Source organism: Arsenicitalea aurantiaca (assembly GCF_003994485.1).
GTDB classification, from domain to species: domain Bacteria; phylum Pseudomonadota; class Alphaproteobacteria; order Rhizobiales; family Devosiaceae; genus Arsenicitalea; species Arsenicitalea aurantiaca.
Genome location: NZ_RZNJ01000003.1, coordinates 1 through 23,539, shown reverse-complemented (window position 1 = coordinate 23,539; position 23,539 = coordinate 1). Strand labels below are relative to the sequence as shown.

At 67.0% G+C, this 23,539-nt stretch carries 17 protein-coding genes and 1 rRNA gene; 16 read left to right on the top strand and 2 right to left on the bottom strand.

Annotated features, from left to right (window positions below):
* Positions 1-81 precede the first annotated feature (81 nt).
* The 3 genes from gor (at position 82) to EMQ25_RS08665 (ending at position 4,955) form a co-directional block, all read left to right on the top strand.
* Positions 82-1,458 carry a glutathione-disulfide reductase gene (gene gor / locus EMQ25_RS08675; protein ID WP_127188191.1) on the top strand — a complete coding sequence of 459 codons (1,377 nt, stop codon included), beginning with the start codon at positions 82-84 and terminating at the stop codon, positions 1,456-1,458.
* Between the two features lie 77 nt (positions 1,459-1,535).
* Positions 1,536-2,912, top strand: coding sequence for a class II 3-deoxy-7-phosphoheptulonate synthase (locus tag EMQ25_RS08670; protein WP_127188190.1), 1,377 nt, complete (start codon positions 1,536-1,538; stop codon positions 2,910-2,912).
* A 123-nt stretch (positions 2,913-3,035) separates the two neighbouring features.
* Positions 3,036-4,955, top strand: a complete 1,920-nt coding sequence (locus EMQ25_RS08665) for a PAS domain-containing sensor histidine kinase (protein ID WP_127188189.1) — start codon at positions 3,036-3,038, stop codon at positions 4,953-4,955.
* Here EMQ25_RS08665 and EMQ25_RS08660 read toward each other — a convergent pair.
* Complete coding sequence (locus tag EMQ25_RS08660; RefSeq protein WP_127188188.1) at positions 4,946-5,377, bottom strand: response regulator; 432 nt, start codon at positions 5,375-5,377, stop codon at positions 4,946-4,948. The two genes, EMQ25_RS08665 and EMQ25_RS08660, sit on opposite strands and share 10 nt — an antisense overlap.
* Before the next feature lie 220 nt (positions 5,378-5,597).
* On the opposite strand from EMQ25_RS08660, the gene EMQ25_RS08655 reads away from it, so the two are divergent.
* From EMQ25_RS08655 to gltX, 3 genes are all read left to right on the top strand, one after another.
* On the top strand, positions 5,598-6,458 hold the full coding sequence (locus EMQ25_RS08655) for a hypothetical protein (protein WP_127188187.1): 861 nt from the start codon (positions 5,598-5,600) through the stop codon (positions 6,456-6,458).
* 91 nt (positions 6,459-6,549) lie between these two features.
* Positions 6,550-8,217, top strand: a complete 1,668-nt coding sequence (locus tag EMQ25_RS08650) for an NAD+ synthase (RefSeq protein WP_127188186.1) — start codon at positions 6,550-6,552, stop codon at positions 8,215-8,217.
* Entirely contained in the window at positions 8,214-9,542 is a 1,329-nt protein-coding gene (gene gltX / locus EMQ25_RS08645) for a glutamate--tRNA ligase (protein ID WP_127188185.1), read from the top strand. The genes EMQ25_RS08650 and gltX overlap by 4 nt, the downstream gene beginning before the upstream one ends.
* Here gltX and EMQ25_RS08640 read toward each other — a convergent pair.
* Positions 9,487-10,650 (bottom strand): DUF2865 domain-containing protein, encoded by a 1,164-nt coding sequence (locus tag EMQ25_RS08640; RefSeq protein ID WP_158626005.1) that lies wholly within the window; start codon positions 10,648-10,650, stop codon positions 9,487-9,489. The two genes, gltX and EMQ25_RS08640, sit on opposite strands and share 56 nt — an antisense overlap.
* Positions 10,651-10,792: 142 nt before the next feature.
* Here EMQ25_RS08640 and EMQ25_RS08635 point away from each other — a divergent pair, with 142 nt between their 5' ends.
* The 10 genes from EMQ25_RS08635 to EMQ25_RS08590 form a co-directional block, all read left to right on the top strand.
* The gene (locus EMQ25_RS08635) at positions 10,793-11,800 is read left to right on the top strand and encodes a fumarylacetoacetate hydrolase family protein (RefSeq protein ID WP_127188183.1); all 1,008 of its coding nucleotides are present in this window, start codon (positions 10,793-10,795) and stop codon (positions 11,798-11,800) included.
* A 208-nt stretch (positions 11,801-12,008) separates the two neighbouring features.
* On the top strand, positions 12,009-13,424 hold the full coding sequence (cysS, locus tag EMQ25_RS08630) for a cysteine--tRNA ligase (protein WP_127188182.1): 1,416 nt from the start codon (positions 12,009-12,011) through the stop codon (positions 13,422-13,424).
* A gap of 473 nt (positions 13,425-13,897) precedes the next feature.
* Positions 13,898-14,230, top strand: a complete 333-nt coding sequence (locus tag EMQ25_RS08625; RefSeq protein WP_244606535.1) for an endonuclease domain-containing protein — start codon at positions 13,898-13,900, stop codon at positions 14,228-14,230.
* An 8-nt stretch (positions 14,231-14,238) separates the two neighbouring features.
* Positions 14,239-14,613, top strand: coding sequence for a VOC family protein (locus EMQ25_RS08620; protein ID WP_127188679.1), 375 nt, complete (start codon positions 14,239-14,241; stop codon positions 14,611-14,613).
* Positions 14,600-15,085 (top strand): GFA family protein, encoded by a 486-nt coding sequence (locus EMQ25_RS08615; RefSeq protein WP_127188181.1) that lies wholly within the window; start codon positions 14,600-14,602, stop codon positions 15,083-15,085. Before EMQ25_RS08620 ends, EMQ25_RS08615 begins: the two co-directional genes overlap by 14 nt.
* A complete protein-coding gene (gene cimA / locus EMQ25_RS08610; RefSeq protein WP_127188180.1) occupies positions 15,085-16,695 on the top strand; it encodes a citramalate synthase in 1,611 nt (536 codons plus the stop codon). The genes EMQ25_RS08615 and cimA overlap by 1 nt, the downstream gene beginning before the upstream one ends.
* A 45-nt stretch (positions 16,696-16,740) precedes the next feature.
* A complete protein-coding gene (locus EMQ25_RS08605; protein ID WP_127188179.1) occupies positions 16,741-20,340 on the top strand; it encodes a LysM peptidoglycan-binding domain-containing protein in 3,600 nt (1,199 codons plus the stop codon).
* Positions 20,341-20,396: 56 nt separating this feature from the next.
* Complete coding sequence (locus tag EMQ25_RS08600; protein ID WP_127188178.1) at positions 20,397-20,756, top strand: ArsR/SmtB family transcription factor; 360 nt, start codon at positions 20,397-20,399, stop codon at positions 20,754-20,756.
* Positions 20,753-22,651 carry an ABCB family ABC transporter ATP-binding protein/permease gene (locus tag EMQ25_RS08595; protein WP_127188177.1) on the top strand — a complete coding sequence of 633 codons (1,899 nt, stop codon included), beginning with the start codon at positions 20,753-20,755 and terminating at the stop codon, positions 22,649-22,651. The genes EMQ25_RS08600 and EMQ25_RS08595 overlap by 4 nt, the downstream gene beginning before the upstream one ends.
* An 804-nt stretch (positions 22,652-23,455) precedes the next feature.
* Positions 23,456-23,539, top strand: a 16S ribosomal RNA gene (locus EMQ25_RS08590); the annotation flags it as partial.

Genomic DNA, 23,539 nt, shown 5'->3' with positions numbered 1-23,539 from the left:
GCGCGACCGGGCCCCGCCTTGTGCGGGGCCTTTTTTGTGTGCATTTACCCCCCGGGACCTGAAGAACAACGGAGACGCCTCGTGAGCAACGCCTATGACCTCGTGGTGATCGGTGCAGGATCGGGTGGCGTGCGCGCTGCGCGAATGGCGGCCGGCTTCGGCGCGCGCGTGGCGGTGATCGAGGAATACCGGGTGGGCGGAACCTGCGTGATCCGCGGCTGCGTGCCCAAGAAGCTCTTCGTCTATGCAAGCCGGTTTTCCGATCTCTTCGAGATCGCCCCGACTTTCGGCTGGACGGTGGACGCCAGCTTCGACTGGCCGACCCTGGTTGCCAACAAGGACAAGGAGATCGCCCGGCTCGAAAGCGCCTATGTCGCCGCGCTCGAAAAGCCGGGCGTCGAGATCATCCGCGACCGCGGCGTGATCCGGGGGCCCAACACCGTCCACCTCGTCTCCGAAGGGCGCGATCTTGAGGCGCGCCACATCCTCATCGCGACGGGCGGCAAGCCCTATGTGCCCGCGATCCCGGGCCATGAGCTCGGCATCACCTCCAACGAGGCGTTTCACCTCAAGACCCTGCCGCATTCGATCCTGATCGAAGGCGGGGGCTATGTGGCGCTCGAATTCGCGACAATCTTTTCGGGCCTCGGGGTCAAGACGACGGTGCTCTATCGCGGCGACCGGATCCTCCGGGGCTTCGACGAGGACATCCGCGTCGCGCTCGAAGCGGGCATGCAACTGCGCGGCATCGACTTCATCTATGATTGCACGATCCAGAAGCTGGAAAAGGCGGGCGAGGACGTGTCGGTCACCTATTCCTCGGGCGTGGTCGCGCCCTATGGGGCGGTGATGTTCGCCACCGGGCGGACGCCGAACGTGACGGGGCTCGGGCTCGAGACGGTGGGCGTCAGCCTCACCGATCGGGGCGCCATTGCGGTGGATGCGCGTTCGCAGACCTCCTGCCCCTCGATCTATGCGGTGGGGGACGTGACGGGGCGTGCGGCGCTGACCCCGGTCGCGATCCGCGAGGGCTCGGCCTTTGCCGAGACGGTGTTCAACGACAACCCCACCGAGGTCGACCATTCCCAGATCGCGACGGCGGTCTTTTCCGAACCCGAAGTCGGCGTGATCGGGCTCACCGAGGCCGATGCGGTCGCTGCCCATGGCGATGTCGATGTCTACGTCGCGCGCTTCCGGCCGATGATCAATACGCTTTCGGACCGCTCGGAACGCATGGTGATGAAGCTCGTGACGCTGGCCGATGGCGGGCGGGTGATCGGCTGCCATATCCTGGGGCCCGGCGCGGCCGAACTCGTGCAGCTGGTCGCCGTGCCCATGGCGATGAAGGCCGACAAGGCCGATTTCGACCGCGCCATCGCGGTGCATCCGACGGCGGCCGAGGAACTCGTGACGTTCAAATCCCCGAGCATTCGTTACCGGAAGGGCGAAAAGGTCTGACCAAAAGCCTATTGGCAGGCCAGCCCGAGCTTGATAGACCGCGCGGCATTGCCAAAAGAGCAGATAGCGAGCAGCCCATGAGCACCTGGACCCCGAGCAGCTGGCGGCAGAAGCCGATCTCGCAGGTGCCCGCCTATCCCAATCCCGACCGCCTGCGCGATGCCGAAGGGCAGTTGCACACCTTCCCGCCGCTGGTGTTTGCCGGGGAGGCGCGCGACCTCAAGGAGCGGCTGGCCGCCGTGTCGCGCGGCGAAGCGTTCCTGTTGCAGGGCGGGGATTGCGCGGAGAGCTTTGCCGAGCATGGCGCGGACCACATCCGCGACTTCTTCCGCGTCTTCCTGCAGATGGCCGTGGTGCTGACCCATGGCGCGAGCAAGCCGGTGGTGAAGGTCGGGCGCATCGCGGGCCAGTTCGCCAAGCCGCGCTCGTCCGACAGCGAGACGATCGACGGAGTGACGCTGCCGAGCTATCGCGGCGACATCATCAACGACATCGCCTTCACCGAAGCCGCGCGCACGCCCGATCCCGAGCGGCTGCTGATGGCGTACCGCCAGTCGGCGGCGACGCTGAACCTGCTGCGGGCCTTCGCCAGCGGCGGCTATGCCAACCTCGCGCGCGTCCATGAATGGACGATGGGCTTCATGAAGGGCTCGAACGCCTATCCGCGCTTCGAGGAACTCGCGACCAAGATCGACGACGCGATCGATTTCATGCGCGCGCTGGGGCTGACGCCCGAGAACACGCCGGCGCTGCGCGAGACGCGGTTCTTCACGAGCCACGAAGCGCTGCTGCTGGGCTATGAGGAGGCGCTGACGCGGCGCGACTCAATCACCAATGAGTGGTACGCGACCTCGGGCCACATGCTCTGGATCGGGGATCGCACGCGCCAGCCGGACGCCGCGCATGTGGAATATTTCTCGGGCATCCGCAATCCCATCGGCATTAAGTGCGGGCCGAGCCTCTCCTCGGACGACCTGCTGAAGCTGCTCGACAAGCTCAACCCCGAGGACGAGGCAGGGCGCATCACGCTCATCGGCCGGTTCGGGCACGAGAAGGTCGCCGACCATCTGCCGCGGCTGATCGAGACGGTGCAGCGCGCCGGACGGACTGTGGTGTGGTGTTCGGACCCCATGCACGGCAACACGATCAAGGCTTCGAACGGCTACAAGACGCGGCCCTTCGACCGGGTGCTCGAGGAGGTGAAGGCGTTCTTCCACGTCCACCGCGAGATGGGCACCTATGCCGGGGGCATCCATATCGAGATGACCGGCGACGACGTGACCGAGTGCGTGGGCGGGGTGGCCGCGGTGACCGAGGCGACGCTTCAGGACCGCTATCACACCTATTGCGACCCGCGCCTCAACGCCAGCCAGGCGCTGGAACTGGCCTTCCTCGTCGCCGAGGAGGTCGGATCGCAGCGTCCGGCGCGGGACCGGCAGCGCGCTGCGGGATGACGCAGTCATAAAATAATGAAATGCAGCCCGCGGCGTGATCGCCTATAGAATCACCTGCGGGCCGTTAGGGCTCTGTCACGAGCGTCGCCCGGCGCTCCGTCACCGGGAGACAGAGAACGCACCATGCCGCATGCCTTGTTCCACATCGCGGACGGCACCCTGCGCGAGCGCGTTTACGCCCGCGACACGGTCGCGCGCTTTGACCGGTTCAACTGGTGCGGCACGGAACTGGGCGAGCCCCGGTCCTGGCCGGAGGCGCTGAAGGGCGCGGTGCGCGCGATGATGCTGTCGCCGGTCGCCATGGCGCTGATGATCGGGCCGCGCGCGCGGCTCGTCTACAATGACGGCTATGCGGTCATCGCCGGGCCCAAACACCCGGAGATCTTCGGGCTGCCGGTTTGCGAGGCCTGGCCCGAGATCGCCGATTTCACCGACCAGCAGATCGCGCGCGCCTCGACCGGCGAGACGGTGACTTTTGCCGACCAGGAACTGACGCTCAACCGCACCGGCGAGCTCGCCTCGGCCTGGTTCGATCTGACCTACAGCCCCATCCTCGACGATGACGGCAAGCCGCTCGGCGTGCTCGCGGTCGTCATCGAGACGACCGAGCGCGTGGTGGCCGAGCGCCGGCTGCGGGCGACCCAGGAAAAGCTCGAAATGGCGCTCGGGGGCTCGCTGATGGTGGGCACCTGGGACTGGGACATCGCGGCGGACAGGGTGACGGCCGATCCGCGGTTTGCCGAATTCTACGGCATCGACCCGGTCGCGGCGGCGCAGGGCATTCCCATTGCGCGCTTCGTCGAGGCCATCCATCCGGACGATCATGGACCGGTTCGCGCGGCAATCGAGAAGTCGATCGCCGAGGGCGGGTCGTACCGCAGCGAGTACCGTGTGCTCGGAGGCGGCGAGCGGACGCGCTGGGTGCTGGCCTCGGGCCAGGTGCGGCGCGACGAAAGCGGTACCCCGACCCATTTCCCGGGCGTGGCGGTTGATATCACCGAGCAGAAGCTTGCCGCCGCGGCGGCCGCCGAGAGCGAAGCGCGCTTCCGCATTCTCGCCGACACCATGCCGCAGATGGTATGGGCGACGCGGCCGGACGGCTTCCACGACTACTACAATGCCCGCTGGTACGAGTTCACCGGGACGACGCCCGGCTCGACCGACGGCGAGGGCTGGGCCGGGGTCTTCCACCCCGAGGACCAGCCGCGCGCCTGGGGCGTGTGGCGGGAGGCGCTCGAAACCGGTGAGCCCTATCACATCGAGTATCGGCTGAGGCACCATAGCGGGGTCTATCGTTGGGTGCTGGGGCGCGCGTTGCCGATCCGCGACGAGACCGGCACGATCCAGCGCTGGATCGGGACCTGTACCGATATCGACGATTCCAAGCGCATCGCCGAGGAGCGCGAGGTGGTGGCGCAGGAGTTGAGCCACCGCATCAAGAACATCTTTGCGGTGGTGACAGCGATCGTGGGGCTGTCCGCGCGCACCCACCCCGAGATGCGGGAGTTCGCCGAGCAATTGCGGCAGCGGATCCTGGCGCTGGGGAAGGCGCATGATTTCGTGCGCCCGCATTCCACAGCGTCACGGCCGGTCTTCGACCAGAACTCGCTGTTCGCGCTCGTCGCCGAACTCCTCAAGCCCTATTGCGCCGAGGGTGACGGGCGGCTCGTCTTCGAAGGCGAGGATGCCCCGATCGACGACGGACCGGCGACGCCGCTCGCGCTGATCTTTCACGAACTGGCGACGAACTCGGCCAAATATGGCGCGCTGGCCCATACGGGCGGACAGGTGACCATCCGCGCCCGAGGGCTCGGCGAGCGCTACCATCTGACGTGGAAGGAAACGGGCGTGCCGACGCTGGGCCCCGGCACAGGAGAGGGGTTCGGCTCGCGGCTGATGAAGCTCAGTGTCGAAGGGCAGCTCCAGGGGAGCTATGAGCGGCACTGGGACGCGGACGGGCTTCGAGTCGAAATCGAAGTACCGCTATCGGCACTTCGCCGCTCCATGCGCCTCGGGAAGCCCGAAGGCTCGGCTCAGGAATAGGCGGCGCCGCCCAGATCGGGCTTGGGCAGGGTGAAGAGCCGCATGCGTTGCGGCGGCTCTGCATCGAGCCGGTCGCGTGCTGCGATGACATAGTCGATTGCCGCGCGAAGCTCGGCTTCGCTCGCGGGCTTGGGCAGCACGCCGACCGTGCCCGGTACGCCATCGCCGAGCTGCGAGGGATTTGCCGTCATGAAGAGGACAGTGACCCCCCGACGCGCGAGCATGTCGCCGATCTCCCGACCGGTCGGACCATCCTTGAGGTTGAGATCGACGAGCGCAACTTCGGCCGCATCCGCGAGCGCGAAAGCGGTCTTCCGATCGGCGGCAATGCCAATCGGCTCGTGGCCCATCTCCTCGAGAACGGTCTCGATTTCGATGGCGACGAAGATTTCGTCCTCTACTACCAGTACGCGGCAACTCATGGTCTTGGCCTAGATATTGTGCCGGTCAAACCTGCCGGCTCGGGAGAGTGAACGTGCTGCACCCCTGAGGGTTGCTGCGGCTGCCCCAGAATTGAAAACAATTCGACGCAAATTTTACCGAATGGTTTCCAATGTGTTGACGCGATTGAGCCCTCCAGTGGAGGGGGCGTGCGCTTATCGGAACATTAACCCTAACGGTTTTAACTCTTAGGCAGTCGAGTTGCCCCAGAGCGAGGACGCCATGCGCTGCGCCACCCAGATCTGCCTAGCCCTTTCGGGGATCCTGATCGCCGCGCCCGCCGTCGGCGCGGACTGGGGCACGCCGTTGCGTGGCGCCTATGGCGAGGAATGGTATGCCGAGGCACATCCCAAGGCGATCGGCTTCGAAATCGGCATGCGCTACTGGTATTCGCAAGGGGCGCTCGAGACGCGCATCGATGGCAATCTGACCAGCGGCTACGACACGGCGCATATCGGGGAAGCCCATTTCCGCATCAACGACTACACGACCGACTACTACCTCAAGGGCATGATCGGCTATTCGGGCAGCAAGACGACCGAATACACCTCGCCCGTGGGAACCGAGACCACCGAGATCGGCAGCGTGCTTTATGCGGGCGCGGATCTGGGGTTCGGCATGATCGCGCCGGGCTTTGGCGGGTTCGTGGGCTACCAGTACTGGAACGAGTCGCCCCGGCTCGGGGGGACCGATATCGGCGGGCTCGATTTCAACCTGCTGCGGCTCGGCATTTCGGGCCGGACCGAAATCACCGACATGGTCGACCTGACGGCCGAAGCGGCGCTCATCCCCTATGCGGGGCTGCGCGGCACCTATGGCGCCTATGACAGCGACACGCTCGAATATCTCGGCCTTTCGGACGTCGAGGGCTGGCTCTATGGCGCTGCCGGCGAGGTGATGCTCGGCGTGCACGCCACAGACTGGATGACGATGCGGTTCGGCGGCCGCGCCTGGTACCTGACCGGGCCTACGACCGTCACCTTCGAGGGCGAAGGCCGTGAGAGCGATCATTTCTCGGCGCTGCGCTACGGGCTGCTCGCCGAATTGACCTACCGCTTCTAGCCGCAACCGGGAGGGGCCCGCCGCGCTTGCCCTCCAATGGGCGAGCGGCTAAGTCTTGCCCCCGTTTTCCCCGGACCTGCAAGGCGCCCCCGTGACCGACAGCCTCCGCATCGCGCTCGCCCAGCTCAACCCGACCGTGGGTGCGCTGGGCGCAAACCTCGAACTTGCCCGCAAGGCCATGGCCGATGCGAACGCGGCCGGCGCGGACATCCTGATGCTGTCCGAACTTTTCCTCACCGGGTATTTCCCCGAGGATCTCCTGGGCAAGCCGCATTTCGTGGCCGATGCGATCACCCTGGCCGGCACGCTGGCCGAGGAGACGGCGGGCGGCGAACTGACCCTGATCCTCCCCACCATCTGGCGGGAGGAGGGGGTGCTGCGCAACGCAGTGATTGTTGCGCAGGGGGGCGAAATCATCGCCACCCGCTTCAAGGTCGAGCTGCCCAATACCGACGTCTTCTTTGAAAAGCGCTATTTCGCGGCGGGCGAGCTGCCCGAGCCGGTCGAGATCAACGGGGTGAGGATCGGCATTCCGATCTGCGAGGACATCTGGCACCCGCGCGTCTGCGCGGCTCTGGTGCGGCGCGGCGCCGAACTGCTGCTCTGCCCCAATGGCTCGCCCTATTGGACCGACAAGCAGCATATCCGCAAGGAGCTGGTGCGCGCCCGCGTGCGCGAAGACAACGTGCCGCTCCTCTATCTCAACCAGGTAGGCGGGCAGGACGAACTGGTGTTCGACGGCGCCTCCTTTGCGATCGAGCCGGGCGAGCGGCTGGTGCTGCAGGGCAAGTCCTTCATGCCCGATTTCCTCGTTTCCGACTGGCTCCGCCGACCCGAAGGCTGGCGGTGTGCCGGCGAGGACATCGTGCCGCTGCCCTCGCCCGAGGAAGCGCCATGGCGGGCCGCCATGCTCGGACTGCGCGACTACATCGAAAAGAATGGGTTCAAATCGGTGCTCCTCGGCCTTTCGGGCGGGATCGACAGCGCTGTGGTCGCCGCGCTTGCGGTCGATGCGCTGGGGGCGGACAGGGTGCATTCGGTGATGCTGCCCTATCGCTACACTTCGGGGGAGAGCCTGCGGGACGCCGAGGCCTGCGCCAGGGCGCTCGGCATAAAGCATGACACGGTTTCGATCGGCAGTCCGGTCGAGGCGGTGACGGCGGAACTCGGCGCGCTTTTTGCAGGCACCGAGCCGGGGCTGACCGAGGAAAACCTGCAGTCGCGCATGCGCGGGCTCGTGCTGATGGCGATTTCCAACAAGTTCGGTGCCATGCTGCTGACGACGGGCAACAAATCCGAGATGGCCGTGGGCTACGCCACCATCTATGGCGACATGAATGGCGGCTACAACCCCATCAAGGATCTCTACAAGACCGAGGTCTACAATCTTGCCGCCTGGCGCAACGCCCATCTGCCCGGCGATGCGAAGGGACCGGCGGGCGAGGTGATCCCGCAGGCGATCATCGACAAGGCGCCGAGCGCCGAACTGCGTCCCGACCAGAAGGACCAGGACAGCCTGCCGCCCTATCCCGTCCTCGATGCGATCTTGCGGGCGCTGGTGGAGGAGGAGCGCGCAGTGTCCGACATCGTCGCGGACGGGTTCGAATACGACCTGGTCAAGAGGGTCGAGAAGCTTCTCTACATCGCCGAATACAAGCGCCGGCAATCGGCGCCGGGGCCCAAGCTGACCGAGCGCGCCTTCGGGCTCGGGCGGAAATATCCGATCACCAATGGCTATCGCGACGGATCGGGCCGATGAGCGTGACCGTTCGCTATGCGCCCTCCCCGACGGGGCGACTGCACCTGGGCAATGCGCGGCCGGCCCTGCTCAACTGGCTCTTTGCCAAGGCCGAGGGCGGACGCTATGTGCTGAGGCTCGACGATACCGACCGGCAGCGCTCGACCGAGGCGTTTGCGGCGGGCATCGAGGAGGATCTGGGCTGGCTCGGCATCGTGCCCGACCTCAAGGTCCGCCAGTCCGACCGCACCGCGCTTTACGACGAGGCGCGTTACCGGCTGATCGCGGCGGGGCGGCTCTATCCCTGCTACGAGACCGAGGACGAACTCGACCGCAAGCGCAAGCGCGCCCGCGCGATCGGGCGCCCGCCGATCTATGACCGGGCGGCGCTGGCGCTGACCGACGCGGACCGTACGCGGCTCGAGGCCGAGGGCCGCCGGCCTCACTGGCGGTTCCGGCTCGACGGGCGGCCGGTGCAGTTCGAGGATCTGATCAAGGGGCGGCAGACGGTCAACACCGCCTCGATGTCCGACCCGGTGCTGGTGCGCGAGGATGGGAGCTATCTCTATACGCTGCCCTCGGTGGTCGACGACATCGCGCTCGGCATCACTCACGTGATCCGGGGCGAGGACCATGTGTCCAATACCGGCACGCAGATCGAGATCTTCGAGGCGCTGGGTGGCGCGGTGCCGGTATTCGCGCACCATAATCTGCTGACCGGGGCGGAGGGCGAGGGGCTCTCCAAGCGCCTCGGCTCGCTGTCGCTGGCCGAATTGCGGGCAGACGGGTATGAGCCGCTGGCGGTGGCGCTGGTGGCGGTGCTGACGGGCACGAGCCTGCCGGTCGAGCCCCATCCGAGCCTCGAGGCGCTGGCGAGGGTGTTTTCGCTCGGGGTGGTCTCGCACGGCGCGGCGCGGTTTGATCCGGGCGAGCTCGAAAGCCTCAATGCGCGGATCCTGCATGCGATGCCGTTCGCGGTGGCGGAGGCGCGGCTTGCCGAGCTGGGGCTCGCCGATCCGGCGCTCTGGGAGGCGCTGCGCGAGAACCTCTCGCGCTTTCCGCAGATCGTCGAACTCGCGCGAATCGTGACGGGTCCGGTCGAGCCGGTGATCGCCGAGGAGGACCGTCCGTTCCTTGCCGAGGCCGCGCGGCTATTGCCCGAGGAGCCCTGGGACGAGGAGACCTGGAAGGCATGGACCGATCAGGTGAAGGCGGCAACCGGGCGTAAGGGCAAGGCGCTCTTTTTGCCGCTGCGGCTGGCGCTGACGGGCCGGGCCGACGGCCCGGAGCTCAGGACTCTTCTTCCGCTTCTGGGACGTAAGGCGTGTTCGGACCGACTACCCTGACGCGCCGCTCGCCGAACTGGACGATGCGCGGCTGGGCGTTGGCGGCATCGGCCATGGCCGGCACCGCATGCGGGGGCTCGACCTCGCCGGGCGCGGCGGGGCGGCGGCGGGGCAGGGGGACGCTGATGAGTTCGGCGACCTCGATATTGGTCGGCGCGATGCGCCCGCGCGGATCGCGCTGGGGCATCGGCACATTGGCATCCCCGAACGCGATGCTGGCCTGGGACTGACCGCCGCCGGCGACGTCCGCGATGCCGATCGTGCCCTGGTTCATCTGCTGCCCGCAGGCGCAGCTCTTGTCGTATTCCCGCCGGAAGCGGAAGGCGGTGGGGAGCGCGGTATAGGGCTGGCCGGTGAGGCTCACCATCTGCTCGGGCTCCTGCCCGGGATTGTCGTGATAATAGAGCTCGACCTCGGCGCCCGGGCATTGCTGCTGGCACTGCATGGCGTCGTTCTGGAGATATTCGCGCACGGTCGAATAGCTGATGGGCCAGTAGAACCCGTCGCAGCGCCGGACGCAGAGGCTGCGCACGGTCGAATAATTGCCATAGCCGCCGAACTGGCCGCCCCGCATCTGGCTGTTGGAATCGCTGCTGAAGCCTTCGCCCTGACCCTCGCGGGTGAACCCGCCGAAGAGCCGGTCGAAAAGGCCCGGCTGGTCCTGCCGCACGACGCGGGAATTGGAGCCGGCATTGCAGCCGAACCGCGCCATCTCCTGCAGGATCGCCTCGCGCTGCTGGGAGACGTTGCTGCCGGTCTGCACCGACTGGGTGAGGGCGGCATATTCCTCGCGCCCCGACGTGATCTGCCGGGCAAGCTGCTGGCACTGGCGCGGCAATTGCCGGCCCGAGCGGGCGATGTCGTTGCAGCCCGAACGCACATAGGTGCTCTCGGCCGCCTGCAGGCTGCGCTGCACATCGCGGGCGCGCCGGTCGTTCGAGCCGGAATTGCGGAAATCATTATTGCGCTCGAGGCTCTGCAGGCTCGCATTGAGCTGGGCGCAGCTGGCCGATTGCGCATGGGCTGCGGACATGTCAGTAGCGAACAGGACGCCCATCGCCCCGATGGCGAGGAACATCCGCAAGGCATTTCTGGTTGTGTTCAGCATGCGCTCCATAACTCCACAGCGCCGCCTCAACGCTCCAACGCCAGAATCGTGCCCCTTAAGACCGGATCAAGGGACTGCCGTCCAGTATAAGTGCCGAGGCCCCGCTCGGCCAGCCTCAACCCAGCCCATGGAGAAAGCGTGAATGAAACTCGCAACGCTGCGTAACGGCCGGCCCGACGGGCAACTCGTCGTCGTATCCCGGGACCTGCGCCACTTCGTCTCGGCGGGTCGCATCGCGCCCGATCTGCAGACGGCGCTCGACAGCTGGGAGACGCTGGCGCCCGAACTGCACCGGCTTTCCGAAGCGCTCGACACAGGCGGGATCGCCGCGCAGCCCTTCGAGGCGCACATGGCGATGGCGCCCCTGCCGCGCGCCTATCAATGGATCGACGGTGCGGGATATCTGGGCCACCTCGAACGGGTGCGCTCGCTGCAGGGCTCCAAGGACGCCGAACTCCAGAGCGAGCGGCCGCTGCTTTACCAGGGCGGATCGGACAGCCTGTCTGGGCCGACCGACCCGATCATCGTGCCCGAGGAAGACCTCGCGCTCGATTTCGAAGCCGAAGTCGCCGCGATTCTCGGCCCGGTGCCGATGCGCCCGGGGCGCGAGCAGGCGGCCGCGGCGATCCGGCTCGTCACCATCTGCAACGACGTCTCGCTGCGGCGGCTCGTCGTCGATGATCTGCAGAACGGCTTCGGCTTTTTTCACGCCAAGCCCGCGACCGCGTTCGCGCCCGTCGTCGCGACGCCGGACGAGCTGGGGGACCTCTGGGACGGGCAGAAGCTCTCGGCGCGCCTGCAGGTCTATGTGAACGACGTGCTTTTCGGCCAGCCCAATGCCGGGGTGGACATGCATTTCGACTTCGTGGATCTGATCGTGGAAGCCGCCCGCACCCGAACGCTGGGGCCCGGGACGATCATCGGCTCGGGGACGGTCGCCAACCGGCACGAGGAATCTCTGCCCATCAAGCGCGACGGCATCGGCTTTGCCTGCATCGCCGAAGCGCGCACAGTGGAGAAGGCCAAATATGGCCGCGCCCGCACGCCGTTTCTGAAAAGCGGGGACAGCGTGAAGATGGCGGCACTCGACAGGATGGACCAGCCGATCTTCGGGGCGATCACCCAGCGCGTCTCCATCCTCGGCAAATAAGCGACGGGCCCTTTTCCTCAGGCTTGATTTTCGCTTCTGTTTGCGATCAGAGTGGCGCCCATGAAAACCGGCGACGCGCTGATCATTACGGGCTGCATCATTATCCGCTGACGATCGTCGGTGGCGCGGTTTTCTTCATCCCGAATTTCCTGAGACAAGAAGAGCCCCGCCGCCGGCGCGTGGGCTTTGTTCGTTTCAGGAAGACATCATGGCTTCGGGCACCACTCCCCTCAGGCTCTACAACACGCTGACGCGGACCAAGGACGCGTTCACGCCGCTCGATGCATCCAATGTGCGCATGTATGTGTGCGGCCCGACGGTCTACGATTTCGCCCATATCGGCAATGCGCGGCCGGTGATCGTGTTCGACCTGCTGTTCCGGCTGCTGCGCCATCTCTATGGCGAGGCGCACGTGACCTATGTGCGCAACATCACCGACGTCGACGACAAGATCAACGCGCGCGCCGCCCGCGATTTTCCGGACCTGCCGCTGAACGAGGCGATCCGCCGGGTGACGGAGGCGACCAATGCCCAGTTCCAGGCGGACGTGAAGGCGCTCGAATGCCTCGAACCGAGCGTGCAGCCGCGCGCGACCGAGCATATCGCCGAGATGATCGCCATGTGCGGGGTGCTGATCGAGAAGGGGCATGCCTATGCCGCGGAGGGGCATGTGCTCTTTTCGCCCGGGACCATGGCGGACTATGGACGGCTCTCGAACCGCTCGCTCGACGACATGCTGGCGGGCGCCCGGGTGGATGTTGCGCCCTACAAGCGCGACCCGATGGATTTCGTGCTCTGGAAGCCCTCGAGCCCCGAGGAACCGGGCTGGGAGAGCCCGTGGGGCCGCGGGCGGCCGGGCTGGCACATCGAATGCTCGGCCATGAGCGAAAAGCATCTGGGGCCGGTCTTCGACATCCATGGCGGCGGGATCGACCTCGCCTTTCCCCATCACGAGAACGAACTGGCCCAGTCCCGCTGCGCCCATGGCACGAGGCTGATGGCGCAGGTCTGGATGCATAACGGCTTCCTCCAGGTGGAGGGGCGCAAGATGAGCAAGTCCGAGGGCAATTTCGTCACCATCCACGATCTGCTGGAGACCGAGCATTTCGGTGGCCGGCGCTGGCCGGGGGCGGTGCTGCGCCTTGCGATGCTGATGACGCATTACCGCGAGCCGATCGACTTCTCGGTGGCGCGGCTCGAAGAGGCAGCGAGAAAGCTCGAAGGCTGGTGGCGCGCCGCGCGCGAGGGCGGCGAAGGGCGTGCGAGCGGGCCCGATGCATCGGTGATCGAGGCGCTCTCGGACGATCTCGGCTTCCACCGCGCGGCGGTCGCGATCGACGTGATGGCGCGCAAGGCCAATCGCGGGGAGGGAGAGGCCGCCCATTGCCTCGCGCTGACGCTGAGGTTTCTGGGGCTGGGCGAGGTCGGGGCGGAAGGCGCGGCCGAGGGCGGGGATGCTGCCATCGAGGCGCGGGTCGCCGCGCGGCTCGCGGCGCTCGACGCCAGGGATTTCGCCGCCGCCGACGCGATCCGCGCCGAGTTGCTGGCGGAGGGTGTGCAGCTGATGGATTTCAAGGACGCCGAGACCGGAGAGCGGCGGACGAAATGGGAGCGCAAGCTGTGAGGGGGAGAACCCCCTCATCCGCCCCTTCGGGGCACCTTCTCCCACGAGGGGAGAAGGATGGTGCGTCGTTGCGGGGTGCGGTGGAGGAGGGTGCGGCCCCCTCATCCGCCCCTTCGGGGCACCTTCTCCCACGGGGGGAGAAGGGGGTTGCGTCGCTGCAGGGTGTGGTGGAGGAGGGTGCGGCCCCCTCATCCGCCCCTGCGGGGCACCTTCTCCCACGGGGGGAGAAGGTGGGTGCGTCGCTGCGGGGTGTGGTGGAGGAGGGTGCGGCCCCCTCATCCGCCCCTTCGGGGCACCTTCTCCCACGGGGGGAGAAGGGGGGTGCGTCGCTGCGGGGTGTGGTGGAGGATGAAACTGCGCCAGCGGCGCGGTCGGAAGGTGGCGCCGATCCCACCTCTGCGCCTCCCTCTCCCCTTGTGGGAGAGGGTGCCCGAAGGGCGGGTGAGGGGGGAGCGGCGCGCGCGGAGGGGCGGTTGCGTGGTTTCGTCAAGCAGATGCGGAGCAATCCGACCGAGGCGGAGGCGATCATGTGGCGGGTGCTGCGGGATCGACGGCTGGCCGGGTACAAATTTCGCCGGCAGGTGCCGATAGGCCCGTTCATCGCCGATTTCGTCTGCTACCAGGCGCGCCTGATCATTGAGCTGGATGGCAGCCAGCATACGGGCAGCCTCTACGATGCGGCGCGGGATGCTGAATTGAGGCGCCGCGGCTTCGACATCCTGCGGGTCTATAATTCCGAGCTCTTCGCCAATCGCGAGGGGGTGTTGGACGCGGTTTGGGTGCGGGTTGGAGGGGAGGGGGTGTGATGGAGCAGATCATCGATCATGTGGGCTTCACGGTCTCGGATTTCGAGCGCTCGAAGGCGTTTTACGGCGCGGTGCTGGGGGCGCTCGGGATCGAGCCGATGATGCAGTACGACGTCGGCGGGGTGCGCCATATGGGGTTCGGGCGCGGCAAGCCGGATTTCTGGATCAGCTCGGGCCAGCCGATGCGCGGCCGGCTTCATGTCGCGTTTCTCGCGCGGAGCCGGGCGGAGGTGCATGCCTTTCACACCGTGGCGCTGGGGCTCGGGGCGATCGACAACGGGGCGCCGGGCATCAGGCCGCACTACCACCCCAATTATTATGGCGCCTTCGTCCTCGATCCGGACGGGCACAATGTGGAGGCGGTCTGCCATGGAAAAGAATGAAAGGGTGGCGCTGACGGGCGGCTGCCAGTGCGGGGCGGTGCGGTTTCGCGCGCGGCTCGTGGGGCGCGGTTCGATCTGCCACTGCCGGATGTGCCAGAAGGCGTTTGGCGGGTTTTTCGGGCCCCTCGTGACGGCCCATGACGGAGAGTGGACGCGGGGCGAACCGCGCTGGTTCCAGAGCTCGAACCTGGCGCGGCGCGCCTTCTGCGGCGCGTGCGGCACGCCGCTCGCCTATGAGACGCGGTTCGGGCTCGAACTCGCCATCGGTGCGTTCGATACGCCCGAGGCTGTGGCCCCGCAGATCCAGGTCAACCCGCGCGACAAACTCTCCTTCTTCGACACACTGACGAGCCTGCCGGTGCGCGAGAACCAGGACAGCGAGTGGACCGACTTCCTCTCGGGCATCCACTCCAACCAGCATCCCGACCATGACACGGCCGAATGGCCGCCCCGAGACGAAAGCCGATCCTGATGTCCAAAGAGCGCCTATACCTGTTCGACACGACGCTGCGCGACGGCGCGCAGACCGCGGGGGTCGAGTTCTCGCTCGAGGACAAGATCGCGGTGACGCGCCTGCTCGAGGAAATCGGGGTGGACTATATCGAGGGCGGCTATCCCGGCGCCAATGTGGTCGACGACCAGTTCTTCGCCGAGAAGCGGACGCGGCGGGCCGTGTTCACCGCCTTCGGCATGACCAAGCGAGCCGGGCGCTCGGTGGCCAACGATCCCGGCGTGCAGGCGATCATCGCGTCGGCGGCGAGCGCGAACTGCTTCGTCGCCAAGGCCTGGGACCACCAGATCCGCATCGCGCTCGGGATCTCGCTCGAGGAAAACCTGAAGGGCCTGCGCGAGACGGTGGCCGCATCGGCGGCCGCGGGGCGCGAGGCGATGGTCGATTGCGAGCATTTCTTCGATGGCTACAAGGCCAATCCCGACTACGCGCTCCGGTGCATCAGGACCGCGCTCGAGGCAGGGGCGCGCTGGGTGGTGCTCTGCGACACCAATGGCGGCACGCTGCCGAGCGAGATCGACGAGATCGTGCGCGCGGTGACGGCAGAGGTGCCGGGGGACCGGCTCGGGATCCACGCCCATGACGACACGGGACAGGCGGTGGCCAATACGCTCGCGGCAGTCAATGCCGGCGTGCGGCAGATCCAGGGGACGCTGAACGGGCTCGGGGAACGCTGCGGCAATGCCAATCTCGTCACCATCATCCCCACGCTCCTGCTGAAGCCGGCCTTTGCAGACCGCTTCGAGACGGGGGTGAGCGCCGAGCAGCTGGCGCGGCTGACTTCGGTGTCGCGCACCTTCGACGAACTGCTCAACCGCGCGCCGGACCGGCAGATGCCCTATGTCGGGGCGTCGGCTTTTGCGACCAAGGCGGGCATCCATGCGTCCGCGCTCGCCAAGGATCCCTCGACCTATGAGCACGTGCCGCCCGAAACGGTGGGCAATGAGCGCTCGGTGATGGTCTCCCAGCAGGCGGGCAAATCGAACCTCCTGACCGCGCTCAAGCGGCACGGGATCGCGATCGAGAAGGACGATCCGCGGCTCGACAAGCTTTTGAAGACGGTCAAGGAGCGCGAGGCGCGCGGCTATTCCTATGACGGGGCCGATGCTTCGTTTGCGCTGCTGGCGCACAAGGTGCTCGGCACGCTGCCCGATTTCTTTGCCGTCGAGAGCTACCGGGCGAGCGTGGAGCGCAGGCACAATGCGCGCGGCGAGCAGGTGACGGTGACCGAGGCGGTGGTCAAGATCCGCATCGACGGAGAGCGGCTGATGTCGGTGGCCGAGGGCAACGGGCCGATCAACGCGCTCGACCTCGCCATGCGCAAGGACCTCGGCAAGTATTCGGACCGGATCGAGGATCTTGAACTGGTCGACTTCAAGGTGCGTATCCTGGACGGCGGCACGGGCGCGGTCACCCGTGTGCTGGTGGAAAGTCGCGATGGCAGCGGAGAGCGCTGGTATACGATCGGCGTCTCGGCGAACATCATTGATGCCTCATTCGAGGCGCTATATGAGTCGATTAACTACAAGCTGCTGAAAGCGGCGCCCCAAGCGGCCGGGGGCGCGGAGTAGAACACCCGACCAGGGCGGAGATCGGACTTTATTCGCACCCGCCCTTTGGAGGCTGAACTGACCGAAACTGCGCCCAAGCCCACCCCGAGCCCGCTGTCCAACAAACGCGTATTGTTCACTTTCGGGGCGGCGGGGGCGACGCTCGTGGTCGTGCTCGGGGTTCTCGCGGGACCGGCGATCGTCAGCTGCTATACGAGCGACCAGCGGCTGGGGCTCTGTTTCCGCGACCGGCTGATCGATGCGGGGCTCTTGCCGGCCCCGGCCATGGTCGCCGATCGCGAGACGCCCGAGGCCGGCGCAACGCCCGCAGTTGCGGAAGCCGAGGAGGCCGAGGCGCCAGCCGAAGGCGAGGAGACGGACGTCGCGGCGCTCGAGAGCCCGGCCGATGCCGCCCCGGTGCCCGAAGCGCCCGGCGTGCAGGCGATGAATTTTGGGCTGGTGCGGGCGGAAACCGATGGCTCGCTGCTGATTGCCGGTACTGCGGCGCCGGGGAGTGAAGTCGGCGTCTATGCCAATGAGACGCTGCTCGGAACGACGACGGCGGATTCGGGCGGGGACTGGGTGTTCATCCCCGAAGCGCCGCTCGCTGCGGGGGGCACGGCGCTGACGCTGGGCGGCCCCGAAGAGGAAACGCGCAGCGACACCGCCTATCTCGTGGTCATCGATCCCGAAGGGACGAATGCCCCGCAGGTGTCCCAGAGCACGCGGAGCGCTGCGGCTGCGGCGCTGGCCGAACTGAGCCCGGCCCAGGAAACGGCCGAGGAGGAATTGGCCGTCGCGGCGCTCGATGCCGAACCGGCCGCGGAGCCCGCGGGCGAAACCGTGCCCATGCCGGCCCTGCCCGAAGCTTCGGATGAAGCCGGACCGGCCGTCGCGGTGGACGCGGAGGGGGGTGTCGCGTCCGAGCCCGAGACCGTGTCCGAGGAGCCTCCCGCAATCGAGGCGGCGCCCGAAGAAGACGAGATCGCCATTGCGGCCATCGACCCCGAGCGGGCCCTGCCCGAGGCTCCCGAAGCCCCGGCGGCCTTTGTGCCGACCACGCTGCCGACGATCGACGCGGTCGAAATCGACGGAGACGAAACCTTCATCGCCGGTGCTGGCACCGATGGCGGGACCATCAGACTCTTCGTCGACGGAACCTATGTCGGGGAGAGCCCGATCGAGGGCGGGCGCTGGATCGTCGAGGCGGGGCGCGTGCTGACCGCGCCGAGCCAGCGGCTTCGCGTCGAAATGGTCGCGCCCGGCAATGAACTCGTCGTCGCGCGCTCGGAAATCAATTTCGTCATCGAGGGGCTGGCCGAACCGGCGGTTGCCGAGGCCGAAGAGACCCTAGAGCCTGCGCCCGCGCCGCTGGTGCTGGCCGATGCCGGCGAAGCCGCGCCCGCCGAGACCGCTCCGGCGGCACCGCTCGCGCCAGTCGCGCCGATGGCGGCTCCGGCGGAGGCCGCGCCCCAAGCGGATGCCGAGAACACGCCGACCGAGGCGACTGTAGCAGACGAGCCCGTTGCAGACGACGCTGCGGCGGCAGAGGCCGTGCCGGCCGCCGATGAGACGACGCTGCCCGAGCCGGTCGTTCCCGACCAGCCGGGGCAGGAGGTCAACGAGATCGCGCCCGACGCGGCCGACCTCGCAGACACCGCCGATTCACCTGCCGCCGATGCGCCGGCGGAACCGCAGGTGCCGGCGACCGAGCCCGATGCGGCGCTGGAAACCGAGGCGGCGTCAGCAGCATCGGATGCGGAAGGCGGCGAGGCTCTGCCCCAACCGGTCGTGCCGGAGATCGCACTGCCGACCGAGGAGGAGACCTCTCCCGTGGCCGGTGCCGGGTCTGAAGTGCCCGCGACGCCGGAGGCGGACGCGATCGCTGACGAGAGCGGATCGGCCCTGCCTGGGACCGAGCCTCAGCCCACAGCAGAAACTACCGAGTCCGCGCCGGTCGTGCCCGAGGTGGAAGCCGCCCCGATTGCCCCCGCTGATAATGCGGCGCCGGCGGCAGCGGTCGAGGCCGCGAGCGAAGAGCCGGTCGAGCCGGGGGCGTCCGAACCGGTCTCGACCGAGCCGGTGACGCCGCCTGCCACGGCTCCGGTGCAAATTCTCGATGAGGAACCTGTTGCGCCCGCGAACGCCGAGAGCGATGGCGATCTCGCCCCGGTGCTGCCCGAGTCTGCAGAGGCCCCGGGCGAGGAGGCGGTGGACGCGCTGCCGGACCCGGTCGAGGCCGAGCCGGAAGCAATTGCTTTGCCCGAGCCGACTCTTCCCGAGCCGGCGGCGCCCGACGAGGCACCCGCGACAGCTGCGGCCGAGGCCGAAGCGTCCGATGCACTGCCAGTGGCGCCTGCGGACGAAGACGTAGCGGCGCCCGAAGCCGGGAGCCCTGTGGTCCCCATCGCGCCCGAGCGCGAGACGGTGGATACCCCGGAGGAGGCCGCGCCTGCGGCAGCCTCGGAGTTGGCTCCGGTCGTGCCCGAGGTTTCGGCCGATCCGGTCGAGGCGCCCGCAGCACCCGAAGCAGAACCATTGCCCGAGCTCGAGACTGCGCCACAGGCAAGCGGTGTCGACGGCGAGAGTGCGCCGATGGAGGCTGCCGAAGCTGCGGGCGCGCCGATGGAGGCTGCCGAAGAGAACCTGCCTGCCGAACCTGCTCGGTCCGATCCGATCGTGCCCGCGGCGCCTGCCGAATCGCTGGATGGTCCGGTGACGCCGGACGCGGTTCCGGCGCCGGCCACCCCTGAAAGCCTGCCAGAGCCTGCGCCGGCACCTGCCGAGCCCGATGGCGAACCGGTGGTCGCCGGTCAGGAGCCAACGCCCGCGGAAGCCGGTGAGCTGGCTCCAGTGGCGCCGGGAGCTCCGACCGAACCCGTCGCGCCAGCGGCCGAACGCGAAACCCGGCCCGAGCCAGAGGCGCCGGCAGCGGCACCGGTCGTTGCGCCCGAGGGCGAAACGGTGGAAGCGGGTCCCGAGGCCGAGCCCGCGGAGCCGGTCGAGTTCGCCCCGGTCGTCCCCGAGCCTTCGGCGGATCCGGTCGAGGCGCCGGCCGCCCTCGAACCAAACCTTGAGCCTGAAAGCGCGCCCGCGCCGGACCTTGGCGACGCCGAAACTCCGATTGCGCCACTGGCCGCCGCGCCAGACGCGGAAATCGTGGACCAGCCCGAAGACACCCCGCCGGCCGAACCGATGCCGATGGCCCCGGTCGGGCCCGAACTGTCCGAGCCGGCCGAGGCGTCGACCCCTGAGGCGGCTCCGGTCTCGCCGGAGGTTGCGGTGGAGAGCCCGGTCGTGCCCGAAGCGGATGTGCCAGCCGTCGAAACGCCGGATGCGCCCGTCGCGCCCGAACCCGGCCTCGAGCCCGTTCGTCCCGTCCCGCAGATGACGGGCGAGCCCTTCGACGACGAGGAGGTCGAAACCCTGGTCGCAACGCCGCTCGGGGATCCGGAACTGCAGCGCTTCGCTTCGGGCAAGGCCATCATCCGGCGCGGCGACAATCTCTGGACGATCGCCCGGCGGGTCTATGGCAGCGGGCTGCGCTATCGCGATATCTACGAGGCCAATCGCGACCGCATCCGGATTCCGCGGCTCATCTATCCCGGCCAGGTGTTCGACCTGCCGGGCGTGGGCGAGGGTATCGACGGCGCGCTCGAGGACTGACCGCAAGCGGGCGCGGCCTTGCCGCGGAAGGCTCTTTCTTTTATCGTAGGGTTACGATGAAAGATCTCCCGGTCGACGATCGCGCAAGGATGGACGACGAGCAGCTCGCGGGCATGCTGCGCGCGCTGGGCCATCCGGCGCGCCTTGCCATCCTGCGCATTCTGGCCGCGCGCCGGCAGAGCGATTGCTGCTGCATGGATCTGACCCAGTGCCTGCCGCTCGCCCAGTCCACCGTTTCCCAGCACCTCAAGGTGCTGCTCGATGCCGGCCTGCTCGAGCGTCATCAGCGCGGCACCCGCAATTGCTATGCCCTGCGCACCGACCGCGTCGAGGCGATCAGCCTTGCCGCCGACCGGCTGTTCGGGGCCCTTTCGGAACAACCCGCCTGCGAAAGCCAGGCAGAAAGAACTCCATGACCTCTCCACAGGACGCGCCGAACCGTCCTCGCGTCAGCGGCGACGAGGGGGCGGTGCTCTCCACCGTCCGCAATCTCTGGGCCTATATGTGGCCGGCCGACCGGCCCGATCTGAAGCTGCGCGTGCTGCTCGCAGTGGGGGCGCTGCTGCTCTCCAAGGTCGCGACCACGATCGTGCCCTTCGCCTACAAGGGGGTGATCGATTCGCTCGATGGCAGTGCGCCCAATGGCGCGCTGATCCTGGGGCTCGCCGTGCCGCTCGTGCTCGTCATCGCCTATGGGCTCGGCAACGTCATCGATGCCGGCTTCCAGCAATTGCGCGACGTGCTCTTTGCGAGCGTCGGCCAGCATGCGGTGCGCAAGCTCGCCTTCCAGACCTTCGAGCACCTGCACCGGCTTTCGCTCAGATTCCATCTGCAGCGGCGCACGGGCGGGCTCAGCCGCGTGATCGAGCGCGGCACCAAGGGCATTGAGACCATCGTCCGGTTCACCATGCTGAACACGGCGCCGACGGTCGTCGAGTTCGTCATCGTCGGCATCATCTTCGTCGTGATGTTTGGGGTGAGCTATCTCTCGGTGCTCGTCGTCACCATCTGGCTCTACCTCTATTTCACCATCAAGGCCTCGAACTGGCGCATCGCCATCCGCCGCGACATGAACGAGAGCGACACCGACGCCAATTCCAAGGCGATCGACAGCCTGCTCAATTTCGAGACGGTGAAATATTTCGCCAATGAGCGCATGGAGGCCGAGCGCTTCGACCGCTCCATGGCCAAGTACGAACGCTCGGCCATCCGCATCTGGACGTCGCTCGGCTTTCTCAATTTCGGCCAGGCGGTGATCTTCTATGCCGGGCTCATCATCATCTCGGTGATGGCGGTCTCGGGCGTGATGAACGGGGATCTGACGCTGGGCGATTTCGTGCTGCTCAACACGTTCCTCATGCAGATCTACCGGCCGCTCAACTTCATCGGCTTCGTCTATCGCGAGATCCGCCAGGGGCTGACCGATATCGAGGAGATGTTCAAGCTGCTCGACCAGAACCCCGAGATCGAGGACAGGGCAGGGGCGAAGGATCTCGAGATCGCAGGGCCGGTGATCCGCTTCGAGAACGTCAATTTCCACTATGACGCGGACCGGCCGATCCTCAAGGGCATCGATTTCGAGGTGCCGGCGGGCAAGACCGTCGCGGTGGTGGGGCCATCGGGGGCGGGCAAGTCGACGCTCTCGCGCCTCCTTTACCGGTTCTACGACGTGACGGGCGGGGCGATCACCATTGACGGGCAGGATCTGCGCGACGTGACCCAGGCGAGCCTGCGCGCCGCGATCGGCATGGTGCCGCAGGATACGGTGCTCTTCAACGACACCATTGCCTACAACATCCGCTACGGACGGCCCGATGCCGATGACGAGGCCGTGCGCCAGGCCGCCGAAATGGCGCAGGTGGGCGATTTCATCGCTTCGCTGCCCAAGGGCTACGAAACCCCGGTGGGCGAGCGCGGGCTCAAGCTCTCGGGCGGCGAAAAGCAGCGCGTCGCAATCGCGAGGACCATCCTCAAGGCGCCCTCGATCCTCATCCTCGACGAGGCGACATCGGCCCTCGACACCAAGACCGAGCGCGACATCCAGACCGCGCTCGACCGGGTGGCGGCAGGGCGCACGACGCTCGTCATCGCGCACAGGCTGTCGACGGTGATCAATGCCGACGAGATCCTGGTGCTCAGGGACGGGCGGATCGCCGAGCGCGGCCGCCACGCCGAGCTGCTTGAAAAGGGCGGGCTCTACGCCCAGATGTGGAGCCGGCAGCGCGAGGCAACCGAGGCCGAGGAGCATTTGCGGAAGGCGACCGAAGACCCCGAGGGCTTCGTGCGGCGGGGGACCCCGGCGGGCGAATAGGCCGAAAAGTTTTCCACAGGCTGGAAAAAATGCACGATGGCCCCTTGCCCCGAAAAGGGGGAGGGGCTACATCCCCATCCGTCGCCACGACGCATCCGGTTCCGCCCGGCAGACTGCTGAAGCGGAACGGGAATGTGGCGATGCCTCCGGAAGAAAAAACGGAGACTGCGAAAAAACTGGGTTGACTGGGCCGGATGGTCTGAGTATAACCCGCCCACTGCTGGCGACGTTGAGCGAGTTGCTCCCACTGTCTGGCGGTTTTCTGAAAGGGCAGGTCTGCTGCCGGGTGACCGGATGGTAGGTTGTGTTCTGCGGAATTTGGAGGTTTTGCCTCCGATGACGTTACGCTCCTTTTTGGGGTTGTNCGGAAGAAAAAACGGAGACTGCGAAAAAACTGGGTTGACTGGGCCGGATGGTCTGAGTATAACCCGCCCACTGCTGGCGACGTTGAGCGAGTTGCTCCCACTGTCTGGCGGTTTTCTGAAAGGGCAGGTCTGCTGCCGGGTGACCGGATGGTAGGTTGTGTTCTGCGGAATTTGGAGGTTTTGCCTCCGATGACGTTACGCTCCTTTTTGGGGTTGTGAGGTCGGCTCTTTGACATTGTGAAGATTGAAGAAAGAGAAACGTGGACGGCGAGTGGTCTTGCGAGACCTGCCGGGGCTGAGGCTCTGGTGTGGTTTTAATCGACAACGACGGTGCTACGTTTCTTCAAGAGGTACACTTTTGCTTGGACGCCTTTTGGTGTTTGAGCGTTGTGTGTCCTCGTCAATGCAAACGTGCATGCGTCGACTATAGTCAGATTTCAAACTTGAGAGTTTGATCCTGGCTCAGAACGAACGCTGGCGGCAGGCTTAACACATGCAAGTCGAACGCCCTCTTCGGAGGGAG